At 58.0% G+C, this 20,421-nt stretch carries 14 protein-coding genes and 1 pseudogene; 4 read left to right on the top strand and 11 right to left on the bottom strand.

Annotated elements, in window-relative coordinates:
* Window positions 1-5 precede the first annotated feature (5 nt).
* Together HZZ13_RS13980 and HZZ13_RS13975 are read left to right on the top strand one after the other, a co-directional pair.
* Window positions 6-434 carry a hypothetical protein gene (locus HZZ13_RS13980; protein WP_197960165.1) on the top strand — a complete coding sequence of 143 codons (429 nt, stop codon included), beginning with the start codon at window positions 6-8 and terminating at the stop codon, window positions 432-434.
* 758 nt (window positions 435-1,192) lie between these two features.
* Window positions 1,193-2,479 carry a carbohydrate porin gene (locus HZZ13_RS13975; protein ID WP_311972639.1) on the top strand — a complete coding sequence of 429 codons (1,287 nt, stop codon included), beginning with the start codon at window positions 1,193-1,195 and terminating at the stop codon, window positions 2,477-2,479.
* 242 nt (window positions 2,480-2,721) lie between these two features.
* Here the strand turns inward: HZZ13_RS13975 and nolL are convergent, their stop codons facing one another.
* The 3 genes from nolL to nopM all read right to left on the bottom strand — a co-directional run bounded on the left by nolL (window position 2,722) and on the right by nopM (window position 9,217).
* Entirely contained in the window at window positions 2,722-3,774 is a 1,053-nt protein-coding gene (nolL, locus tag HZZ13_RS13970) for a nodulation factor fucose acetyltransferase NolL (protein ID WP_311972647.1), read from the bottom strand.
* Between the two features lie 743 nt (window positions 3,775-4,517).
* A complete protein-coding gene (locus HZZ13_RS13965) occupies window positions 4,518-6,770 on the bottom strand; it encodes a hypothetical protein (protein WP_246504415.1) in 2,253 nt (750 codons plus the stop codon).
* Window positions 6,771-7,471: 701 nt separating this feature from the next.
* A complete protein-coding gene (nopM, locus tag HZZ13_RS13960) occupies window positions 7,472-9,217 on the bottom strand; it encodes a T3SS effector NEL-type E3 ubiquitin ligase NopM (protein WP_197960163.1) in 1,746 nt (581 codons plus the stop codon).
* A gap of 774 nt (window positions 9,218-9,991) precedes the next feature.
* On the opposite strand from nopM, the pseudogene HZZ13_RS13955 reads away from it, so the two are divergent.
* A pseudogene (locus HZZ13_RS13955) lies at window positions 9,992-10,155 on the top strand (ATP-binding protein); the annotation flags it as partial.
* A 701-nt stretch (window positions 10,156-10,856) separates the two neighbouring features.
* Here the strand turns inward: HZZ13_RS13955 and HZZ13_RS13945 are convergent.
* From HZZ13_RS13945 to HZZ13_RS13920, 7 genes are all read right to left on the bottom strand, one after another.
* Window positions 10,857-11,726, bottom strand: a complete 870-nt coding sequence (locus HZZ13_RS13945) for a DUF4238 domain-containing protein (protein WP_197960161.1) — start codon at window positions 11,724-11,726, stop codon at window positions 10,857-10,859.
* A 73-nt stretch (window positions 11,727-11,799) separates the two neighbouring features.
* Complete coding sequence (locus tag HZZ13_RS37355) at window positions 11,800-12,261, bottom strand: nucleotidyl transferase AbiEii/AbiGii toxin family protein (RefSeq protein WP_311972638.1); 462 nt, start codon at window positions 12,259-12,261, stop codon at window positions 11,800-11,802.
* A 139-nt stretch (window positions 12,262-12,400) separates the two neighbouring features.
* On the bottom strand, window positions 12,401-12,658 hold the full coding sequence (locus HZZ13_RS37350) for a hypothetical protein (protein ID WP_311972637.1): 258 nt from the start codon (window positions 12,656-12,658) through the stop codon (window positions 12,401-12,403).
* Window positions 12,651-13,238 (bottom strand): type IV toxin-antitoxin system AbiEi family antitoxin domain-containing protein, encoded by a 588-nt coding sequence (locus HZZ13_RS13935; RefSeq protein WP_246504414.1) that lies wholly within the window; start codon window positions 13,236-13,238, stop codon window positions 12,651-12,653. Before HZZ13_RS13935 ends, HZZ13_RS37350 begins: the two co-directional genes overlap by 8 nt.
* Before the next feature lie 159 nt (window positions 13,239-13,397).
* Window positions 13,398-13,871: a PD-(D/E)XK nuclease domain-containing protein gene (locus tag HZZ13_RS13930; protein WP_197960159.1), complete on the bottom strand. Its 474-nt coding sequence runs from the start codon at window positions 13,869-13,871 to the stop codon at window positions 13,398-13,400.
* 116 nt (window positions 13,872-13,987) lie between these two features.
* Complete coding sequence (locus tag HZZ13_RS13925) at window positions 13,988-15,028, bottom strand: pectinesterase family protein (RefSeq protein WP_197960158.1); 1,041 nt, start codon at window positions 15,026-15,028, stop codon at window positions 13,988-13,990.
* Window positions 15,029-15,248: 220 nt separating this feature from the next.
* Window positions 15,249-16,547 (bottom strand): glycoside hydrolase family 28 protein, encoded by a 1,299-nt coding sequence (locus HZZ13_RS13920; protein ID WP_197960157.1) that lies wholly within the window; start codon window positions 16,545-16,547, stop codon window positions 15,249-15,251.
* Between the two features lie 769 nt (window positions 16,548-17,316).
* Between HZZ13_RS13920 and HZZ13_RS13915 the strand changes: the two genes are divergently transcribed.
* Window positions 17,317-18,120, top strand: coding sequence for a GH12 family glycosyl hydrolase domain-containing protein (locus HZZ13_RS13915; protein ID WP_197960156.1), 804 nt, complete (start codon window positions 17,317-17,319; stop codon window positions 18,118-18,120).
* Between the two features lie 421 nt (window positions 18,121-18,541).
* Here HZZ13_RS13915 and HZZ13_RS37200 read toward each other — a convergent pair.
* On the bottom strand, window positions 18,542-20,421 hold a 1,880-nt coding region (locus HZZ13_RS37200; protein ID WP_197960155.1), incomplete at its 5' end, for a thioesterase domain-containing protein.

Here is a 20,421-nt window from a genome sequence, read left to right as displayed (position 1 = left end):
CCGCAATGGCGCGATTGGACCGGCAAACATTGCACCTGATCAACTACCAGTTCCGGCAGGTTGTTCGAGATGACGGGCACGTGCCAAGCGTGGCCAACGAACGCCGCGCACGTCAAGGATTCGGATGCAAGACAAGTTTTGCCGCGCTGACGGTAAGCAGCAACTGCTCGCCGATGTCCGCCAAAGCTGGATGGCTGATTCCTCCGGTCTCTTGGGCCTTCACGTTGGATGTTGTGCTCTGGTTGCCGAGCGCGCAAATTCAAAGGTCTTTCGGCCAAGCCCGCCGATTGTCTCGTGTTTCGCTGACAACAATACCGATGAAGAGCTTCGTGAAGCCGAGCCTCTTGCACGGCGAGCCCTGCTTTCCGGTAGCTGTCATTTGGTCCAGAAAGCTGCCTTGGATGCAAATGCGCGGCACCGCCAGACTCGCCTGACTCACAGTGAGCAAGGTGGACATTCGCAATGTTTTGGTGGCCAGGACAGCAAGCCCCCGCGCGCTCGTGAGCATTTGCCGAGCCAGCGCTCTCCGCTGGCTCTCGGCGCACTGGCGTCGTGCACAAGCAAATTTCGGATCGGATCATCATCGCGCCGCGAGCTGAGGGGTTCAGCAAGCCTGAGTGGCTCTGTTCGGATAAATCGAGTTCTGGCTCGTCCCCCTCACCGTCGGACGCGAAACGACGCCGGCGATGCCGCTTGCTCGTCATTGCGAGGAGCGCTGGCGACGACGCGATCCGGACTGCCTCGCCGCGGAGGGATTCTGGATTACTTCGCTGTGCTCGCAATGACGATGTGGAAGCAGGCGCGTGCCACATTGCGCCGGGAGCTCACTCCAGGCCAATCAGGCCGCAGTTCAATCCATTCATGGCCGGCAGACATCGACCCGAAGTACGCCATGCGTGATTGCCTTCTTGCGACGACCTCGCCTCGGACATACTCGGCTACGGCAGCACTTTCTTTCAATTCCAGACAAAGGCGAAAGCAATCTGGGCTTGTTATCGCATTTTCGCTAGCGGCTTGTCTGGTCGGCAATTCCGTACTGGCACAAACAGCGAGCGGACTTGATCCTAGTAACCACCCTGTGGATCAGGCCAGCAAAAGAGGAAAGTCTTCCGACCGGGCCGCAAAGCTCCCGGTCCACCTGATCCGTCAGGCAATCCGCCCTCCTGCCCCGGCGCCAGCAGCAGGTCCCGGAGTGCCTTTGGAGAAGCGCGGCAGTGCGAACGGGGCCGCTCAGACGAGACCGCAAAAGACCATCGATCCCTTCCAAAGGTACGACAATCTCCGTGAAAAAGGGTTGTGGTTCCCCATCCCTGGTCCTGCAGATACGATTGGTCAGGACAAGGGGGGCGTTAGATCTGCGCTGGCGGACGTCGGCATCGGCTATATCGGGTGGACACAAAACTCCTTTGCAAGCAACCAGCTACCGCATGCAGCCAGAAGCACTATCGCAAACCAGCTCTATATGGGCCAGAATCCGACGTTCGCGTCGGCGAACTTCATGATCGTCACCTACGATCTGAGCCGGTTTGGCATTGCCGACGGACAGATTGTCGTAGGAGCCGAGCAGCAATACTGGACGTGGGATCGCCCAGGGCCAGATCGAGTGGGACTCAATACGCTCGCCTACTACCAGACTTTCTTCGACAGGACGCTAGAACTCAAACTTGGCTATCTCAGAAACCAAAATGAATTCACCGGCACATTGTTCGGAGGTACAGGATCGAACATGTCTGCCTTGTTCCAGGCTGGGATGAGCACCAATGCCGCGCCCACGCCAGCGGCCAACTTGAAGTACAATTTTGACGCTCGCTTGTACAACAAGGTCTCCGTCCAGCGCTCAATCAGTCCGGATGGTACCTATGCTCATATAACCGAGAATCCCACCGGCTTGAAATGGAGCACGGCCAATGCAGGCATCCTTCTCGTCGAAGAAGCCGGCTACAAGAGCAAGGCTGCTCCCGGCGTACCCGACACGTGGCTGCGGGCGGGCGTTGGTTTGAACAGTAGCCGCTACACGAATTTGGCGGATCCCAAGCAACAAAGGGAGAGCGGAAATAATTTTCACTACATCGCTGCGGACAGGCAGCTCTGGCAGAGTGACGCCCTTGGGTCGCCGTCTCGCGGCATCTACGGCGGCTTCTCCGTCATGGGAGCTCCACCTGAGCACAACAGGATCAGCCGGTATTACGAGCTTCGTCTTTATGCGAAGGGACCTTTTGATAACCGGCCCAGTGATCTGATTGCTCTCGTTGCGACCAACACGGCCTGGAGTAAGCTTGCAGTGGATTCTGCTCTGGCTAAAGGCCAGCTTGCGCACCGCGATAGCACAGCAGTTACGGGAACATACATCGCGCATCTCGCTCCAGGGATCTATGCAAGCGTCGGACTGTCATACATTCATTACCCGACAAGCATCACACACACGCCCCAAACGGAACACGCGCTCAATCTGTTGGTATCTACGTTGATATTCTTCTGATCATCGCAAGCGCCGTTCTGCTCCGACGTAATCGTGCCGCATGGGACCGGGCCTTCGCGATCCCCTCGCAGGGATCGGCTGCATCTGCGCTAGACGTTCGGGGGAAACAAACTACGTGGCGCAACGACCCAATTTTTGAGGACATTTTTCCAGATTGTCTCGCCTTGCGTAGACAGCAGGGGTACAAGAAACGCAATCTACGATGTGTTTGCGAGAGCCTCCTGATCAGATCTCGGTTACAGCTACTTACCGAGATGAGCGGGTGGCACTCCGAGCATGAGCTGGGACAGATAAGGAATGTCGCGCACCGTCCAGCGAACCGCTAGCGCGACGGCAACAATCATTGTCCCGAGAAATGCAGCCGCGGCAGACCTCATTGCGGGGCCCCAAAGTTCTCCATACTGCATGGAATCCATGAGACGGAATACCGCACCCTGAATCAAGTACAGCACGAGCGTGCTCGGCCCCAGTTTCGCGGCGATAAAGCGGACCACCCGATTTGAGTGACCAATATTCCAGCATCGAAGCAGGACCTCGATCATTACCACTGAGGCAGCTGCGGAGCCGAGAAACATCAGAAGAACATTTTTTGCCGATGGCAAATCCTGGACCAAAGCGAGATTGTTGTAGACATAAGTGTCGTTGCGCCAGGCCAGAAAGCACATCATAGCCGCTATTGAGGCAGACATAATCAAGAACGGCCTGTGAGAGCGCATTATGCTCGTCCACCGTTCTCTCGACTGCGCAAATGAGAATCCCAGGCAGTAGAACGGGTACATATACTTTATGAGAGGGAATATGGAAAAAGTCAGAGGCGCAAGCACGACCAGAATGACGGATACGAACAAGGCCCAGGGCGACCAATGATTGGAAATCGAAATAGCTTTAGCGAAAATAAAACAAATGAACGCGGCCCAGACGAACCAGTATGTGCCGGCGGACTCATTCACAAACAGCAAAACGGTATCTGGTGCGCCCGCCGATCGGGGAAACACGGCAAACTTCAATGACTCCAGAAGGGAGCACCAAAATAGCATCGGCACCAGGAGCTGCGTCGCACGATCGCCGATAGCTTGCGTGAACGACTTTACCAGGAGCGCTCGGCAAGAAAGATAACCGCTTATCGCCATAAAGAGGGGCATGTGGAACATGTAGATCCATTTGAAGCATGCCGAATCCCAAAATCCTTCATTTTGATAGAGGATATATTGGATCAGGTGACCGACGATCACTAAAATGATGAGCACTCCTTTGGTGAAGTCCAAAGCGAGATCGCGATTCGTAGGCTGTCTCAGGCAAAACCTTTCCTGTTACATGATGTATCATCATCTCGGCACACCTTATCCAACCAGCCGAATACATAGCTGAGGTTGGCCAACACCTATTGTTAAGGGCACGTCGCTGTTGCGTAGTCTGTTTGCATGGAAGTCGAGCTATCCGATGACTGGCAGCGGAGACAATTGCCACCGAGAGTCGACGCTCCAATAGCTGACTGTGCGATAAGACCGAAGGGAAATGGAAACGAGCTATACGATGGTTTATCGATTTTTGTCGCACCAAGCTCGGTTTCATCGGCTTCCCCAGTCCAGCGGGACGTTGCACTCTGCTCCCGAGCGGACCAGGCGTTTGCAGAGAGCGCGAGGAGCCTTTGCATAGCTCAATACTGAACTGCGCATGAAGGCTTAAGCTATGCAGGTTCCGAAGTACAGCGCCCGCCAAGGAATTTGGGCCGCAATCAGGAAGAGCCTTCGTCAGCAAACTTTCGTTTGGTGAGCGCTTGTCCATCGCGGTCACGAATGCGTTGGATTTGTAGTAGCTGCGGTTTTCAAGACAAGAATTGGCGAAGGATCAGGGATGCAGAAAGCAGGTCCCGGCATGCACCAAATTCGTAGAATCCCTTTGTCAGATTCTACAAAGAGGAGGCTGAACGGTTCAGGCCGTGCCCCTGCAACCGTCCATCGCCTGCCAAAAGCCTCGCCATAGAACGCCTTACGCGAGCTGCCCCGCCGAAAGCCTGATTGCAGGCCCTGCTGCCTCTTCAGCCACGTTCAGGATAAATGCGTACGCGCTGGCGGCCTTCGCTTTCCACCAATTCGCCCCTGTAAGGCACTCCGCGGATATCGAAATGGGTTGGCTGCCCCGCCTGCGGCAGGATGCCTTGGCCCTCCAGGACGCGGACAAGGTAAGGTGGCAGGAATCGCTCTCGGTGCTCCCATCCCCCGCGGATCAGATACCCAAGATCAATGCGGCCCTCACCGGATTGCGCGGCTGGCACGATCGGCCGGGGACGATGGAGCGATTGAGACGGGCCGGGTTCATCCGGCTGGCTCACGCGAGGATGATGGATCAGGCGAACATCCATGCTGCCTCGCGGTCCGAACGTCGCGGAATAGCGCTCCCCATTGATCGCAAACTGACTTGGCCCGAACTGGTTTGGCAGCAAATTGATGTTGCTCAACACGTCGATCAACACGTCTGAAGCCGCCTGGGAGCCGTGGCGCCAGTTGGCGCCAACGATCGCTCCAATATCCCGCAGCTCCGGAGCCGCCCCCGGCGATCCTGCGAACGACGAGGCGGCTGCAAATTCAGGTGCCGGCGCAGAGCGCGCATCGTCACGCAAATCGTGCGGCGTGGGCGGATCCAGATCAACGAAGGAGTCGAGACCGCCGTAGATGTTTGACGATCGGGGCCTCACGGATGATGGCGATGCGGGCTCTTGCATGTGTTGCCCCAGCCAGGCCCAGGCTCCCTGGCTCGGGGTGGCCGGAGTGGCAGGAAGCTCGAGCGGCAGATGAGCCTGCGCGCCCCAGTGCGGCGCTGGCACCGGTGAGGCGGGTCCGTGGATCTGCTCACCAAGCCAATCCCAGGCTCCGGCGCTCGGCGTCGCAGGCGTTGCGGGAAGCAGCTGGGACGAGCTGGCTTGCCATCCGCTTTGCGGCGCCGGCATCGATGAGCCAGATCCGTGCATTTGATCTCCAAGCCATTCCCAAGCTCCCGCGCTCGGCGTGGCTGGCGTTGCGGGAGGGTCCTGTGGCGAGTGGGCCTGCCGAGCAGCTTCCGCAGAAGGCTGACCCGGGTCCTCAGGAGGCGGCAATCCAAGTGCCCTGTTCGCCTCAAGGATTTGCTGGTAGAGCCCAAGCCTCACCAGATCAGGGTTGATCTTGCTGTCCCCGGTCTCGTGCTTGTACTCCTCGACGTCCTGAGCGAGCCCAGGGGTGGAAAGTCGGCCGGCGATCGGCTGTCTGTCATGCGTCTGCAGCCACTCACTCAGCCTGAACATGCGGCGAGTTTGCCTGTCGATCGTCTTTGGATCGATCCTGTCTGTTGCCTTTTCTGCGGCCGCCCACATACGGATGAGAGTTGCGTCCTCAGCATGAGGAGCCAGCCGGCGGAGATCGGCTGCCAAGGTGTTTCCGGCACCGACTTCACGAAGCTTCTTCAGGGCAGCCTTGATGCGCCTGCCGCGGTCGTTTGCGTAGGTGTCGACATCCTCATCGAATTCGGCTTCCAGCTGGTGGTTTTCCACCTCCGGATTGTCCTGCTGCGCGTTTTCCAGTTCCCGCCGAATTCGATCGGCAATTGACGGCCGGCCGGCCTCGCTCAGGCGCGCGCTCAAATGGCGCAGATCGGTTGCCGCATTTTTGATGGTGCCGTCGCTGAGGTTACCCGCCGCCTTGTTCCTGAAGTCTTTAATGAGCGCCTCATCCTCCGCAGAGACCCCGCGCGTCCGGCCCGGCTGCCTGGCGTAATCAATTCGTAAATTCGTCGAAAAGACATTAGATTGCTCCGCGTCGCGCGACGACTTTCCGCTGCCGCTCCCGCCAAACGCCTTGCCGATTCCCGACTTGAAGCGTGACCATAATCCGCGGCTTTTTCCGCTCTTGGCCGACGCGGCAGACTCTGCGTCCGGAAAGCTGTAGCGTGCGCTGCTGAACAGATCATCCCGCAAACTGGACTGCGGCACTTGCGCCGAAGCGGGAAGCTGAAAGCTGGGAATGTCCACGCTCCGGCGCGTGCCGCCTAGCGCACTCTCCCTGAAAGCGGAGTGCGGCGGCACCCGCATCGAACCGCCGAAATCGTCCCGCCGGACTGCTCGAGCACCTCCTGCGGGAGCCCGATCAGGCGAAGTTGACTCCCTTTCATCAGACGGATCGAGATTCAAATCCTCCAGCCGCCGTTCAAAGTCACCGTGCTCGCTTGAGGCGCCCGATCGCTGCGCCGCCCGCCCCTGCAGCGCGGCGTACTCCCGCATCCAGGCTCCTGAATCGAAGAATGGGTCAACCGGATCCATCCTGCTCTCCTTGTGTTTGTATAGACCCTGCAGCAATCCGTACGGCTTGGATTACGGCCAGGTAGCAGCTCGTTCGGCAAGAATCAGACCTCGATTGTTGTAGCCGCAACCTTTCTAAAAGCTGACGAGATCAGGATATTGCTGCGCGCGAGACCGGCCTCGCATCGGCACCCGCCTGACCACAAAAGCGAGTCGCTCCAATTTTGCCGCACCTCTTAGCCGGTCTCGTGTTCGAGCTGACGAAGTTGGCCGACCGATATAACAATGGATCGCCGCTCGACCGAGCGCTGAATTCAAGCATCACCGCGGGGCTCACATAGCCGCCACCAGTCTCCAATGGATCATACGTGACGAGCATCTTGTCGTCCTTGGCATCAATTTTGGGAGTGAGCTTGTCCTGCCGCAGGGGCTGAGATCCACGTCGTCCGGGAAACGGCGAACTGCGCCGTAAGCCTTCGAAAGGGACGTTTGCCCTTGAAGACGAGATGCTCGCCCAGTGAGCCACCAGCGCGTTCAGGCGTCAAACGACCCAGACATTCTTTTTCGAGAAGATGTGCAGGCCGTCCTGAGTTCGCAGCAATAACGGTGAGCACCTCTCGCGATCAGCAAAAGCACCTTGGCAGCCATGGGCGGCTTCACGATCGATCTTCACGTACCGCCCGCAGAGCAATGATAAATATCTCTGCCGCGGTTTGGGAGCCTCATAGTCTGAGGCCGCGTTCTGCGAGCACACGGTGCATGACCGCGCGTTTGATCTCACCACCGATCTCGTTTCGGACTTGGGCGCCGAGCACCCGCTCGGCATCCGGATCGCCGAGAAGTCCATGCTCGGTCAGTCGCTGATCCAAGCGGCTCTGAAACTCCTCGCCCATGGCCTCGACGAGCCGGTCTTGCATCGCGGCATATTCGTCCGGAGCGATGCGCCTCAGCACCGTCTCCCAGGGTTGCCAGCGGCTTGCCATGTAGTCGGTGAACTGGCTTGCTTCCCGCTCCCGGACCAGGTCGAGCGCCTCCGTCGCATCATCCTCGCTTACGTGAGACACCGCCAGGAAGCGCATGTCAGGGGCGACATGACTGAGCCCCAGCGGCTCGCGCAGCCGATGTTGATAGGCCAGGTAGACTCCGATGTCGTCTACGTTCGGGTTGCCGTTGGCGAGCGAGTTGACCCTGTCGCGCGCGATCTCGTCCAACGTCTCCAAACGGAATGCGACTCGGCCGCGCTGGATCAGATCGCTAAGCCGATCGTCATATACCCCGTCCTCGACGTCAGCGTTGAGGCGCGCGGTCTGCATACCATTCCAATGCAAGGTGACACGATCCTCGCAGCTCTCGTTGGCCTCGGACGCCTGCGCAAAGAGCTGCTCGCGCAATGTCGGATTGGTGGCCGCCTGCCGTAGATCATCAGCCACTGCCTGCCGAAACTCGTCATTGCCGTAGTTCACGGTGCCTCGTAGCCTCTCGAGGAACTGTGCGTAGTCTTGGGCGCCGGGCTCATCCGCAAAGTGCTGCCATTCGGCCAGAACGGCCGGATGGTCTGCGAGCCAGTGTGCGGCCGCCTCATGTAGGGATTGCTGCGCAAGCTGCGGTGGCGCTTCAGCCGCCGCCAGATGAGCGAGGACGTCGTCCGGCAGCGGGTTATCCCGGAAGTCGAGGCTCTCCAGATGCGGGTAGTAGGGGCTATTATGCGGTACAAGAGCTTCTAGTAGCCCTTCAGGCAGGCTGGTCAGCCGGTTACCGCTGACATTGAGTGATTGCAGCGTGCTCGGAAGAGGGCGGGGCAGGTCGGCCAATTGATTGCCGCTGACATCGAGTTCTATGAGCCACGAAGGGAGGGACTCGGGGAGGTCGGTCAGCTGATTGCCACTGACCGCAAGCGAGGTGAGCCCGCTCGGGAGAGCGTCCGGCAGGCTGGTTAGCCGGTTGTCGTTTGCGTTCAAGATCTGGAGCCCGGCCGGAAGGTTTGCCGGCAGACTGGTCAAGCTGTTATCAGCGATCTCCAGCTCAGAGAGGGTGGCCGGAAGATCGTCCGGCAAACTGGTCAAGCGATTATGGCTAATGAGAAGATGCTGGAGACCGGGTGGTAACATAGCGGGCAGGCTGCTTAGCTCATTGTGCCTCGCGCGCAGTTCCAGCAACCTTGGCGGGAGCGCGGCGGGCAGAGCGGTCAGCGAGAGCGAGGACAAATCCAGCGAGTGCGGGCCTGTGTTATCTGAATTCCTGATTCGTCTGCGCCCCTGTCGCCTATTCTCGGCCTCGCCCTGCCCCTCTTCGGCAACCCAATTGTCCAGGATCTGCGCGCGCGCGGAGGCTTCCGTCCGATAACCTGTCAAGGTTTCGATCAAATTCGCGACGGCACGATTGAAGCCGCCGAGGTAGCTTTCCTGGTCCGCGTCTTCAGAAGGCGCGGAGGAAGAACCTGCACTCAACAGTGCCTGTCCCGTGTTCATCAGTTTCTCCATCGTCAGAACAACAATCCCCCCGCTTCTTAAGCTCGCGAAGCAGGCGGTGGCGCAGCGCGTTGATCATTCGACCGCCCGTGCACGTGCTCTGCGGCTCCCGCCCGACTTAAGTGGGTGCACGTTCACACGAGCCCGACTGCGGCAAATCGATCGATACTGCTGCGAGCTTGCTGCCTTTCGTTGACAGTTAAGTCCGGTAGGACAGTCAACGGGGTAGCGTAACGTTCTGCCGTTAGCCGGCCTACCTGTCGATCAGCTGACGAGTGCCTCTGCAGAACCTCAGAGTTGCTCAGTTTTCCACTGATAACTTGGGACGCGCCTAGTCGTCGGGCGCGTCCCCTAGCCGCATCGCACTGCGTGAGCGAAGCAATCCAGCTTGCGGGTGAACCGGTCAACCCTCGCAACGAGCAGCTCGACATCGACTGCCTAGGCATCTAAGAGGGGCGCCCTGAATTGGCCGTTCGCACCGCCTGCCGCGCTTGGTTTCCAGCTACTCGGCCGAAAAAGCTCGCTGGTCGTCCTTGGGATAAAGCACCGTCGCGGCTCTGGGGCTCTATACTGAAGCCGCGGCCGCCTTGGTATCTGCTGATTCCGCTCGAAATCGGCCCACGATTCCGAAATGAAATCGCCCACCATTCGGGATGAAATCGCCCGGGGTGAAGCGGCCTCTTCCGGCTCTGATAGATCCCCTCCTTTCGGCTTTTGAAAGGAGTGGATCGGATGCCGATGGGGAGGCTTGCAATGCGCCAAGTGCACGAGGTGATCCTCGAAGATCGGTACGGTGGTCGTCCACCATGGTCACCAGCCAACTCCTCGTGGACCAGTGGCATGCCCTCATCGGCGATCCCACCTATGCCGATGCCATACTCGATCACCTCGTCCACAACGCTCATCGGCTCGATCTCGCCGGCGAAAGCCTGCGCCGAACCAGGGCGCAGCATGCCCGCAAGGGCGCCGTGGACATGACGCTTCGCTTGGACAACGCCTCCGGCGTTGACCACATGCCCAGAGCAGCAACAGCAGACGAAGCTCTTCTTCGGATCGGTTCGGGGATTGACCAGGGCCTGTCACCGGTGCCAGGAAAACGGGGCCAGAACGTCCGCCCCCGGGGCGAGACCAAATCGGAACGGTGGGCGAGATCAGATCGGAATCCTGGGCGATTTGAAATCGGAATGCCCGGGCGAAATCATCGGAATCCGCAAAGGCCTTTTCGGGCTCGGTGACTTCGATGATCCAACGCAGGATGGTCATGCCACGATAGATCTTCGTGACGTAGTTGTTGTTGATCCGAAGCAATTCCAATCCAGCTCGCCGACACAATTCATTCTTGATTGCATCGCGCTCCTACTGTTCGACGCTCAATCGGTGCAGCGGCCCGTCATATTCGACGACGACCATGACCGGTCGGGCACCTGGGTCGGTAACAACGAAAATCGCAGTGACTCCGTGTATAGAAATCGAACTCGCGCTTGGTGAGATACGTGCTGTGCTTCTGGATCACATCGGACAGCCGCGGTTTGGCGAATATCCTCATTGCATTGTCCGATGCGATCTTTTCGAGTTCGCGCATCACGGTCTTTTCAGAGCCGTTTAGAAGTGAATCAACGACCTTCATGGGAGATATCAATCATGACACACCTCGCCTTGGTGCATATGCTGCAACCGCCTGCATCACGGCATCTAGCCAGTCGAAGCGATGATATTGAACGTTGCGAAACTCGCGGGTCGTGAACGCGTCAATCAATTTCGGCGCCTCGTTCCGATAGAAGATGTAGTCACGCGAATAGACCTGCGTAACTTCGTTGATGAGGTCGACCTCGGCATGATTGAGGCCGATGGTGCAAATAGGTGGGTTGGTCCAATACCGGCACGGCGCGAAGGCAAGTACGGCCATACTCGGCGTGAGCGGTACGAGGCATTGGTACCAGAGTTCGACGGTGTAACCGGCGAGTGTATTCAAATAGCCTTCACCCATGACGAACTCCCGTTCGCCTGATCGGAGCAGAACGATCTTGCCGCCACGTTCCAACGATTGCACGATCTGGCGGTAGTATTGATTGATGTTTAGGGCAATGAGTGTGTCGTCATGTTTTTGAATTTTGTCACCAGTCCGCCCTGCAAAGCGCTCCGTTGTGAGATGCGATTGATGGCGATGAGCAGGGCATCGAACCAGCAAGGAAGCGAGGCCCTCGCCGATCAACTTTCTGTCGTCGGGCGTTATCTCGTGAGCCGTGATGCGTTTATCGATCGCCGCGTCGTATTTGCCAGCAACGTACGACAGGCCTTCCAATTTCGCAGCGAGTGACGGCAAGACACTGTCTGCATCGTCGAAGAGCGGCTCGATCGATCCCGCCCATGGGCCATTGAGCTTGATGTGGTGGCCATTGGTAATCGCACCGAATTGCTTGGGTGGTGCGCTTAACGTCGTTCTATCCCACGATAATCGGGTGACCTTGCCTTCCCTGTCCTTCCAAAGTCCGGAAAGACCTCGGGCCACCAGTGGTGGAGAGCTGTCTTAGGAGGCTTGCCGTTGATGCCGGCGATTTTCGTCCTACCGACCATTGCAGCTTCTAGCCTTTCAAATTCCGCGCCTTTTCTGCGTGAGGCGTTAGGAATGTGGCGAGCGTCTCGACGACACCAGGAAGAGGACCGGGATTGACTGCAACGTCCTGGATAAAAGCTGTCCATTGCTGGACCTTGGTCGGATCGTCCGCATACGCCTTGGTGAGGGCATCCGGTCGATCCGCTGGAATGTCGGTCTTTCGTCGCGCGAAGGTAGCTTTAATTGCGCGCGCGAGGCGATCGTCCTTGAACTCGTAGGCTCGGGCGAGGACGCAGATATCGTAGAAGTCCTTCAAACGCGTGTTGGCAAGGCCAAGATGGACCATCGCCTGGAATTTTTCGGCAATGACAGTCTCCGGCGGATAGGCCCGTAGCTTTGGGGCTGGCTGGTCGAGCAGCGGCAAGAGTTCGATTTCGTTTAGCCCCGGCTCGGTTGCGTCGCCATAGCCGATGTCGATGACAATTCGCACACGCGCCCCGTCAATCGTCGCGTAGCATTTGAGGCGTAAGCCGCTATAGCACGAACGGTGTCGACCTCCAGCGTACCGGTGTCGAACGTAACGCCGGCGTCAGCTTGGGTTTCACAAATCTCTTTGAAGAAACCGAGGGTCAGTTGCGGATCGCTCTCGCCAAACCCGAGCAGGGCGAGGTCGCGCGTTGGCCGATGTGGATCATCGAGCCAGTGCCGCAGCAGCATAGCACTTTGAGGACGAACTTATCCTTGTATTTGCTGATGCTCAGCCGGTAAAGCAGTCTTTCGAGCGCATATTGCGTGAGCAGCAGATCGAACGGCTCGTTGCGCTCTTTCGCAAGGTTGAGCAGGCGGGCACGGACGGAAGCCCCGACATTTTTCAGCGGCTTACGCATTCACGGTGAGCGCCTCAAGGCGCGGCTGAACGATTTTTTCCCATATGCCGGCTTCGACGGCGTATTTTGCGATTTCGGAAGGTGTCGCCTTGCGCAGCCTGAGCGCGTCTTTCATAGTTTGCGTCGCGTGCGCGAGACCTGCGGGTGCGTTGTAAAAAGCTTTTGGATACTTGCCGCTCTTGAAGAGATCGACGATCGTCTTGGCCGGTGTATAGATCGACACCGACACGCCTTCGATAATGTGATGCTCAACGCCCTTATCAAATTCCTTAGGCCCGAAGCGCATGATTTGAATGCGAGGGCGCGTGATCTTGGGCCGCCAATCGCGTGGACCAATCGCCATCCACACATAGGGAGGAATGCGATCGGTCAGCTCATGAAAAGCGAGCGCGGAATCGTAGCAGATGACGCCGTTGGGAATGAGTTTGGCGGCTACGGCAAGTGAGTGGTTGCCATCCAGCAGCGCGTCAGGAAGTTGGTAAAGGCCGCGGCTGAGTTGATTCAGCGCGCCTTTTTGCACCATCCGGGAAATGGTCGCTGACGTGATTCCTTCCTCTAGGAATTCGGAAAGGCGCATCATGCCCCGCTTCTCAAGAAGCGAGATCGCCCTATCCTCTTGGCGTTCTGGTTCTCTTCTCATGGAACCTATATGATATAAAACCTTGCAAATGTCAATATATTACACAAGGACATGTATCATCAATCAAGCCGTCCATTTGAAATGACTATGTAACATTGTTTACGTGCTCCGCGGCACGATCATAACATACGTGAACATCTGATCGCTTTCGTCCTTGAGGTCGTTCTCAACCCCTCGAGGATTCGTAATACGTCCTTCAGGATCGTACACCACGCAGAACAGCGTCCGGCATGCTGGATGTCTTTTGTATTTGGCGATGTCGATGATGAGCTGCTCACCGAGCTGTTTCGTTGTCAGACCGGGACGCGTCATTTTTATTTTGACGACCCCCTCAATCTCCGGCAGCAAGAAATCCATTCTTGAGGCTCCGCCGGCATATGACGGTAACCAACTGGCCGAACGAAGATAGCCGCGAAGCATCAGCCCACTTCGTTCTCCGGAGTGCGCAAAGCGCTGAGCAAGAAAATCAGCCGTTCCCGAGCGATGATGACGATGCTGACGTGACGGTCCGTAGAGCTTGCCCGCACTCATCCGCCAACCGGACAAGATGGCTGCGAGCTGGAGCGCGCGCATGTGGGCGGACGGCGAACAGATGAGATCGTCGCTCCGGCCCCCTTCTGGCGGTTCGAATCCGGCGGCAGTTAGGTTGCTGGTACAAGACTTTCCATCACAATCAGGCTCTCCTCGTATCATTCATCCGAGGATCGCCGTCGAAGCCCTTCGCCATGAACGTTGCTCTGTGTCGCAGCGTGATGGTTCGTTGGCAGCCAATCTGTGGCGCCCCCGAAGAACACGCTCAGCGACCATTTCCCCGCTTCGCCATCTGTCAGTTGATGAGAATGAGGCTCGCGGCCTGAGGGGTTAGCCCCGACGCCGAAGGATCTATATTCAGCATAATAGCTTGTCTTCAGCATATTGGTCTTACCGGGCGTCCATTCGCGCCACCCTTCCGCGATCACAGGGGCATCTATCTTCGCGGACAGGAAGACTACGGTGGCGTAGGGACGCCAGGGGCGGCCAAGTGCGATATAGCGCGCAGCAGGGTCGGCACTTAGCCTGCAACGATCAAAAACATAGCCACTGTCCTCGTCCGGCGTTGCCTTGCTCTGAGCAGTATAGATGACCGCTTGATTGGCGATGCCGTGCAACTCACATTGCCGGAACCAAGCCTTGGCGTTACCAAATATGAAATCGACATGCCCTTCGATGTAGCAGTTCGAGAAGTATTGTCGTGACATTCTGCCGTTTGGTCCCTTGCCGGCAAACAGCGTGTCCTGGGCGCCGAGCAGGCGGACGCGCGTAATGACGTCCCTATCTCCGGTAACGGACAGCGCTACCGCCTGCGAAGGCGGATTGGCCGGATTGAGGGCGTAGTCGTTCTGGATTGTCAGATTCTCGAGCCGGAAGTTATCGCCAGCGGCATCCAGCGTGGCCGAACGGGCGGTTCCTCCTACATTGATCGCGCTGTCGCCATACACAATGACCGTATCCTCCGGCTTCCTGCCAGTCCCTTCGATATGAATACCGGATTTGGAGATTTTGACCTTCTCGCGATAGACGCCCGGCGCGATCCGGATACTTCCGCCTTCCGCCGGCAACGCGTCGATGGCTTGCTGCACGGAGTGATAGTCTGCATTTCCGGCATGCGAAACCAACAGTGGATGAGCGTACGCCGCGGGGATGCAGAAACATCCCGCCAGAAGTGCAGCGGAGGAAATGAAAATTCGCATGTGATCTTACACTTCGTTTCTCAGCCGGATGGCCGCCGCCGCCGCGCATCGACACGAGATTCTCATCGCCAAATCAGAACCTGCACGTCACCTTGGCATTTCCGGCCCTGCAACACCGTCAGCCAATTGCAACCAACTCGGGACATGAGCCCGACCTCGTCCGCACCTCTTGATCCCAGATGCAGAACTCACCACCTGTGTTCGGCGCCGGGTGTGGTGCTTACCGATTGCCGTCGCGGAATGCCCTGGAACATCCCTCCGATCCGCGGAGCAGCGGTTGTGTAGCTCGCCCGGGCAGCGGGGGCCATACGTCAGAGTGATTTGCGGTGACCTTCGCATGTTCAAGTTGCCAAGTCGCGGAATTGGCAAATCGGACATCTTCGAGTGTCACGTCCAGAGCATGTCGCTCGTCTACGCCGCGCATCAGCAGCACACCAGTGTCGCCATGCACATGACGGAGAACGATTTGCCGATAGACCGGAATCCTCGTGCCTTGAGCGCGCGGATCATATTTTGTATCGAAAGCCAGCGGCCACCGGTTTCCCCTCAGGCACACGTACTCATAGGTCACGCTCTCGACCAGACCGCCTCGACTAACATCGCTCTTGATGCGCAGGCCCGACGTCGTACCATCCAGCGTCAGATTACGCACCAATATGTCTCTGGCCCCGGAATTCACCTCGCTGCCGATCGACATGCCATGCCCCCAGCCGAAATAATTATCAATGATCGAGATATGGCTGCTTGAGCCATTGTCGCCGGCCTTGATTGCGACGTTGTCGTCACCCGTACGGATCAGGCTATGGGTGATGGTCACATCCTGACTGGCGCCAACATCGATGCCATCGGTGTTGCGGGCATCCGCCGGCGAATCGATCGTGAGGCCCCAAAACGTGGCACCTTCAACACGGTTCATCGCGACATGAAAATTGGCAGCGTTGCGCAAAGTGACACCAGAGAACGTGATGTCCTGCGCATGATCGATCTGGATCAAGCGTGGGGCGTTCTGATTGCCGCCCTGGACTTGGGCGCGGCGGGCTAGTTGCCACCAGGTTTCCGCGCCGCCACCGATCATTGCGCCGCCCTGACCATCGATGATGCCCTCTCCGTAGATGCCGCCGCCGCGCGTTTTAGAAAAGCTGATGAATGGCCGGCAACCGTCGCCCTTTTCCGCAATGCGCCCACATTGTCCGAGGCCCTTGTCGTAAGCAGCAGGTTCGGGGATGGCGATCAGTGTCGCACCGCGTCCGACCCATAAGATCACGCCCGATTTCATCTCGAGTGGACCTGAGTGAAACTCGCCGCGCCCGAGATAAACTGCAGCGCCAGCGGGGCAATGTTCAATGGCGTCCTGTAGGCTTACTGTATCGTTCTTGCCGGAAGGCACAGGGCGATCACAGACCGTATCAGGTGCAACAGGTTCGACGATAGTCCGGCGGTCTTGCGCTTTTGCGGCGGGGCAGACAAGCATGGAGGCGAGTATGGATAATAGGGCCCAGTTGCGAAAACGCTTCGTCATTGACCTGCTCGTGCTTTGTCACGCGCATCCTTGCCGCGTGCCTTATCTGGTATTGAGCGCTGGCTCGATCGAGCCGCCGCGCGCGTCACTGGCCCGCGCAAGATGACATTTATAAGACGCAGGAGGCCTGAACGTTGCGATTGTGCAGCAGCACCTTGCCTATGCGCGAACAAGACGAAGCGTTGTGCGATTGTCCAAAATCCAAACAGCTTCTCAGCGTTCTCACACTGAGAGAGTGCCCAGCCGGTCCCGATTTTCGGCATCAACAACTGCGCTTGAATCCCGACGCCGCGTCACATCGATGTTTGATCAAAGAGCGTGACAGGCGCGTCCCGGATCACATCAGTGGGTTGGTCCGTATTCGGAGAAGCTTTCGAGAAGCTGACTAGGCTACGCCCCGGCACCGGATGCATTCGCGTCGGGAACTCTCTTCCTGGGTTCTCACGAAGCGAGGTGAGTGGCGTTATTCGCGCGTCACTGAGAACGCAGATGGCGCGAGGGTTGCGCCGGATCATGAGCCCGGAGCGGTCGCGATGACCCTCGGGCAAATCTTTCTATTTGCGTCGCATGCGTGGATTGGAAAAGGAGTGGCCAGGCGCGCGCCGTGCACTCTTGTGCTAGTCAGCTTCTCGAAAGCCAACCTTTTTAGATTTGGGAAGCCGGTCTCTGGATGACGATGCCGCCCACGACCGAACTGGTCACAAACCCAGGACACCCACTGGGCGGATCGGCAAGAGGCTGTGTTGCGATAGGAGCAAGGGAGAGCATTATGGATTCCGATCGGATAAACCGTGCCGGCTCGCCAGAGTCCCCCCTGGGGCACGTCTACTCACATGAGCATGATGATCTTTTTGGGCAGGCTGTGAACGACGTTGGGCGATCGGCTGCCGCTCCTACACCGGCAAAGGCCCCGATTTGGAGTTCGAGCGCTCCGTACGGGAACTTTTCACGCGATGGCTACTCCTGGAATAACGACGTCTGGGGCAGTGGCGCCGGGCCTCAGACCATTTCGGTGTATGGAGCGAACCAGTGGAGCGTGTGGTCGAACCAGCCAGGAACTGGTGGCATCAAGAGCTATCCGCACGAGACCGTCCATGTCGGAAAGCCGCTCAGTGCAATCAACACCTTGAGCTCGACCTTTAATCAGGACGTTCCTAAAGGCGGCGCCTGGGACACCGCCTATGATATTTGGGACAGCTCAAACCAGCATGAGATCATGATCTGGACAAACTACACCGGAAACCCGGACGGTAGCGGCAACGTGAAGCCCATTTCTTATCATTATCGGCAGGATCCCTCCGGGGCGGCCATCCCGGTCTACACTAACGTCGAGGTGGGAGGGACGACCTGGAACGTTTTTGAAGGGAATAATGGTCACAACGTCATCTCACTCGTGCCCATTTCGAAGCGCAACAGCGGGACAGTGGACATCAAAGGCATCCTGGAATGGATCAAGTCGAAGGGCTACTTCGGCGACATAAACGTGGGTAGCGTCCAATACGGCGTTGAGATCACCTCGTCTCCCGGCGGAATGAACTTCAAGTTCAGTGACTGGACCGTGACCTCGAACTGAAAATAGTTCTGAGTTAGCCGCGGCTGTTGGATTTGCCCGAAGCTGGCGCGAAGAGCGCGTCATCGCGCCAGGCCACACGACCCGGAGCGGATCACGACTCGAAATAATTCAGCCTGCTATCGCGCGGAGCATTGTCGCGGGCAGGCGCATCATTGAGAGGCTTGCGAAGAGATGGCGCGAACCATGGCACGAAGGTAAGGCCGTATGCTCGCCACGATCGCGGACGAACTGACGGCGGCCCGGGCTACGGCCGAGAAGACCGATCACCCGCACTCCGCTTCAAGGACTTCCAGTGGAGCTTCAAAATGAACGCCTTCTGGGCGCCCGAAAACTTCGAGCCTTCATCGTTCTTCGATCCTCCCGGCCGGGGAAATCGCGAAAAAATCTAACCAAAATGGTCCAGTTCGCCGGCGGCCTCAGATCATTTCGTCGGTGAGCTGTTTAAGACTCTTGATAACGAGCATGCCAGGACTTTGCGGTTTTCTGGAGTGTTCATTATCGTCGCGTGATTGCCTGGAATCGGTGTGGTATCAATGGCCGCTGCACTCAAAACCCTGTCCCAGCCTCGCATCGGCGAGCTCCTCTCTGGAGCTATTGAGCGCTTGTCTAGTCGTGCGCAGCGACTTACGGAAGAAACCGTCGCATAAAACTGATGTATCTCAATTGGCAGCGACGGAGCCCGATATAGCTGCAGCGCCCTTTGAAACTGCTCAATTCTTTCGTACATCAAAGCGTCATTGTGATCCGGAGGTATAGCTCCTATTTGTTGAGCCTTCTCAAGTAGCCGAGGAATTGAACTGTGCTCTGCAAAGCGCTTCAATAGTTTGAAGTGCTCGTCCTCTAGGGATTCAAGAGTTTCCAGCACCACTTCGGATACCATCTGGGTGGGGGTCATGCCGGCTGGCTTTGCGGGTAACGTAACATCAATGAACGCCATAAATGAGACAGTTTCACTGAGGCTCAGTAAGTGCTCGGCTATGGCGTAAGCCAATATTCCGCCTGATGAGTATCCAGCAAATCGATATGGACCATGGGACTGGATCTTGCGGATCGCCGGAATTACTTGCGAGGCTATCGCTTCAAGTGTTGGTGAGCAAACTTCACTGAACGAAGGCCACGGTAGACCATAGATTGGACAGTCTGCGTCCATTTCCTCCACCAAGTTGAGGATATAGGAACAATCACCTAAGCCTGTGGGAACAAAGAACAGCGGCGGCTGCGATCCGGTTGCGCGAACACAAATCACTCCCGGACTACTGGGCTGTGGCTCCAAATGAACCTTCAATGCAAGTTCCTTCAGAACAGGAGCTTGGAAGAGATCGGCGGCGGTAAACTTGAACCCGGCATCGAGCGCTCGACTGAGAAGCCGCACCGCCAGCAGTGAGTGCCCGCCCAGTTCGAAGAAGTCGTCGTGGCGTCCGACCCGCTCAACACCGAGCAGCTCCGCCCAGATCTCGGCCAGCGCCGTCTCGATCTCGCCTTGCGGCGCCTCATAGGCGGAACGCGCATACGCCTCATCCGCAGGCGCCGGCAGGGCCTTGCGGTCGAGCTTGCCGTTCACCGTCAAGGGCAGCGCCGCCAGCCGCACGAACGCTGCCGGCACCATGTAGTCCGGCAGCCGCGCTGCCACATGCGCCCGCAACGCGCCGGCAAGGTCAGCGCCATCCAGCTCCTCCGATTGAGCCCCAAGCGCACACACCACATAGCCGACCAGACGCTTCTCGCCGGCCCGATCCGGTTGCGCCACCACCACCGCCTCGCGCACCAACGGGTGCTCGCAAAGCCGCGCCGCGATCTCGCCCGGCTCAATGCGGAAGCCGCGGATCTTCACCTGGTCGTCGTTGCGGCCCAAAAACTCCAGATTGCCGTCCGGCAGATAGCGCGCCAGATCGCCGGTCTTGTACAGCCGGTCGCCGTCCACAAAGGGACTGGCGATGAACCGCTCCGCGGTCAGCTCCGGCCGGTTCAGATAGCCGCGCGCCACCCCCGCCCCGCCAACGTAGAGCTCTCCCACCGCGCCAAACGGGACGGGCGCGCCATGACCGTCAAGCAGATACACCCGCGTGTTCGCAATCGGGCGGCCAATCGGGACAATGGCCCCATCAAATTCATCGGGGCAACTCCAGGTCGCCGCACAAACTGTTGCTTCGGTAGGTCCATAAGCATTGACAATGGATGCTGGAGCCAGACTCCGGATGAGTTCTGCCTTCGGCAGCTCTCCAGCAAGAATGAGAACTTGCGATCCCAAGCCTTCCAGCTTCTGGCTTCCCTGAAGCAAGGCTGGAGGCAGCGTCGCATGCG

Origin of the sequence: Bradyrhizobium agreste, from assembly GCF_016031625.1 — a bacterium.
In the GTDB taxonomy this organism is placed as follows: domain Bacteria; phylum Pseudomonadota; class Alphaproteobacteria; order Rhizobiales; family Xanthobacteraceae; genus Bradyrhizobium; species Bradyrhizobium agreste.
The sequence above is the reverse complement of the archived record's forward strand: the minus strand, read 5'-3'. Positions and strand labels throughout refer to the sequence as shown.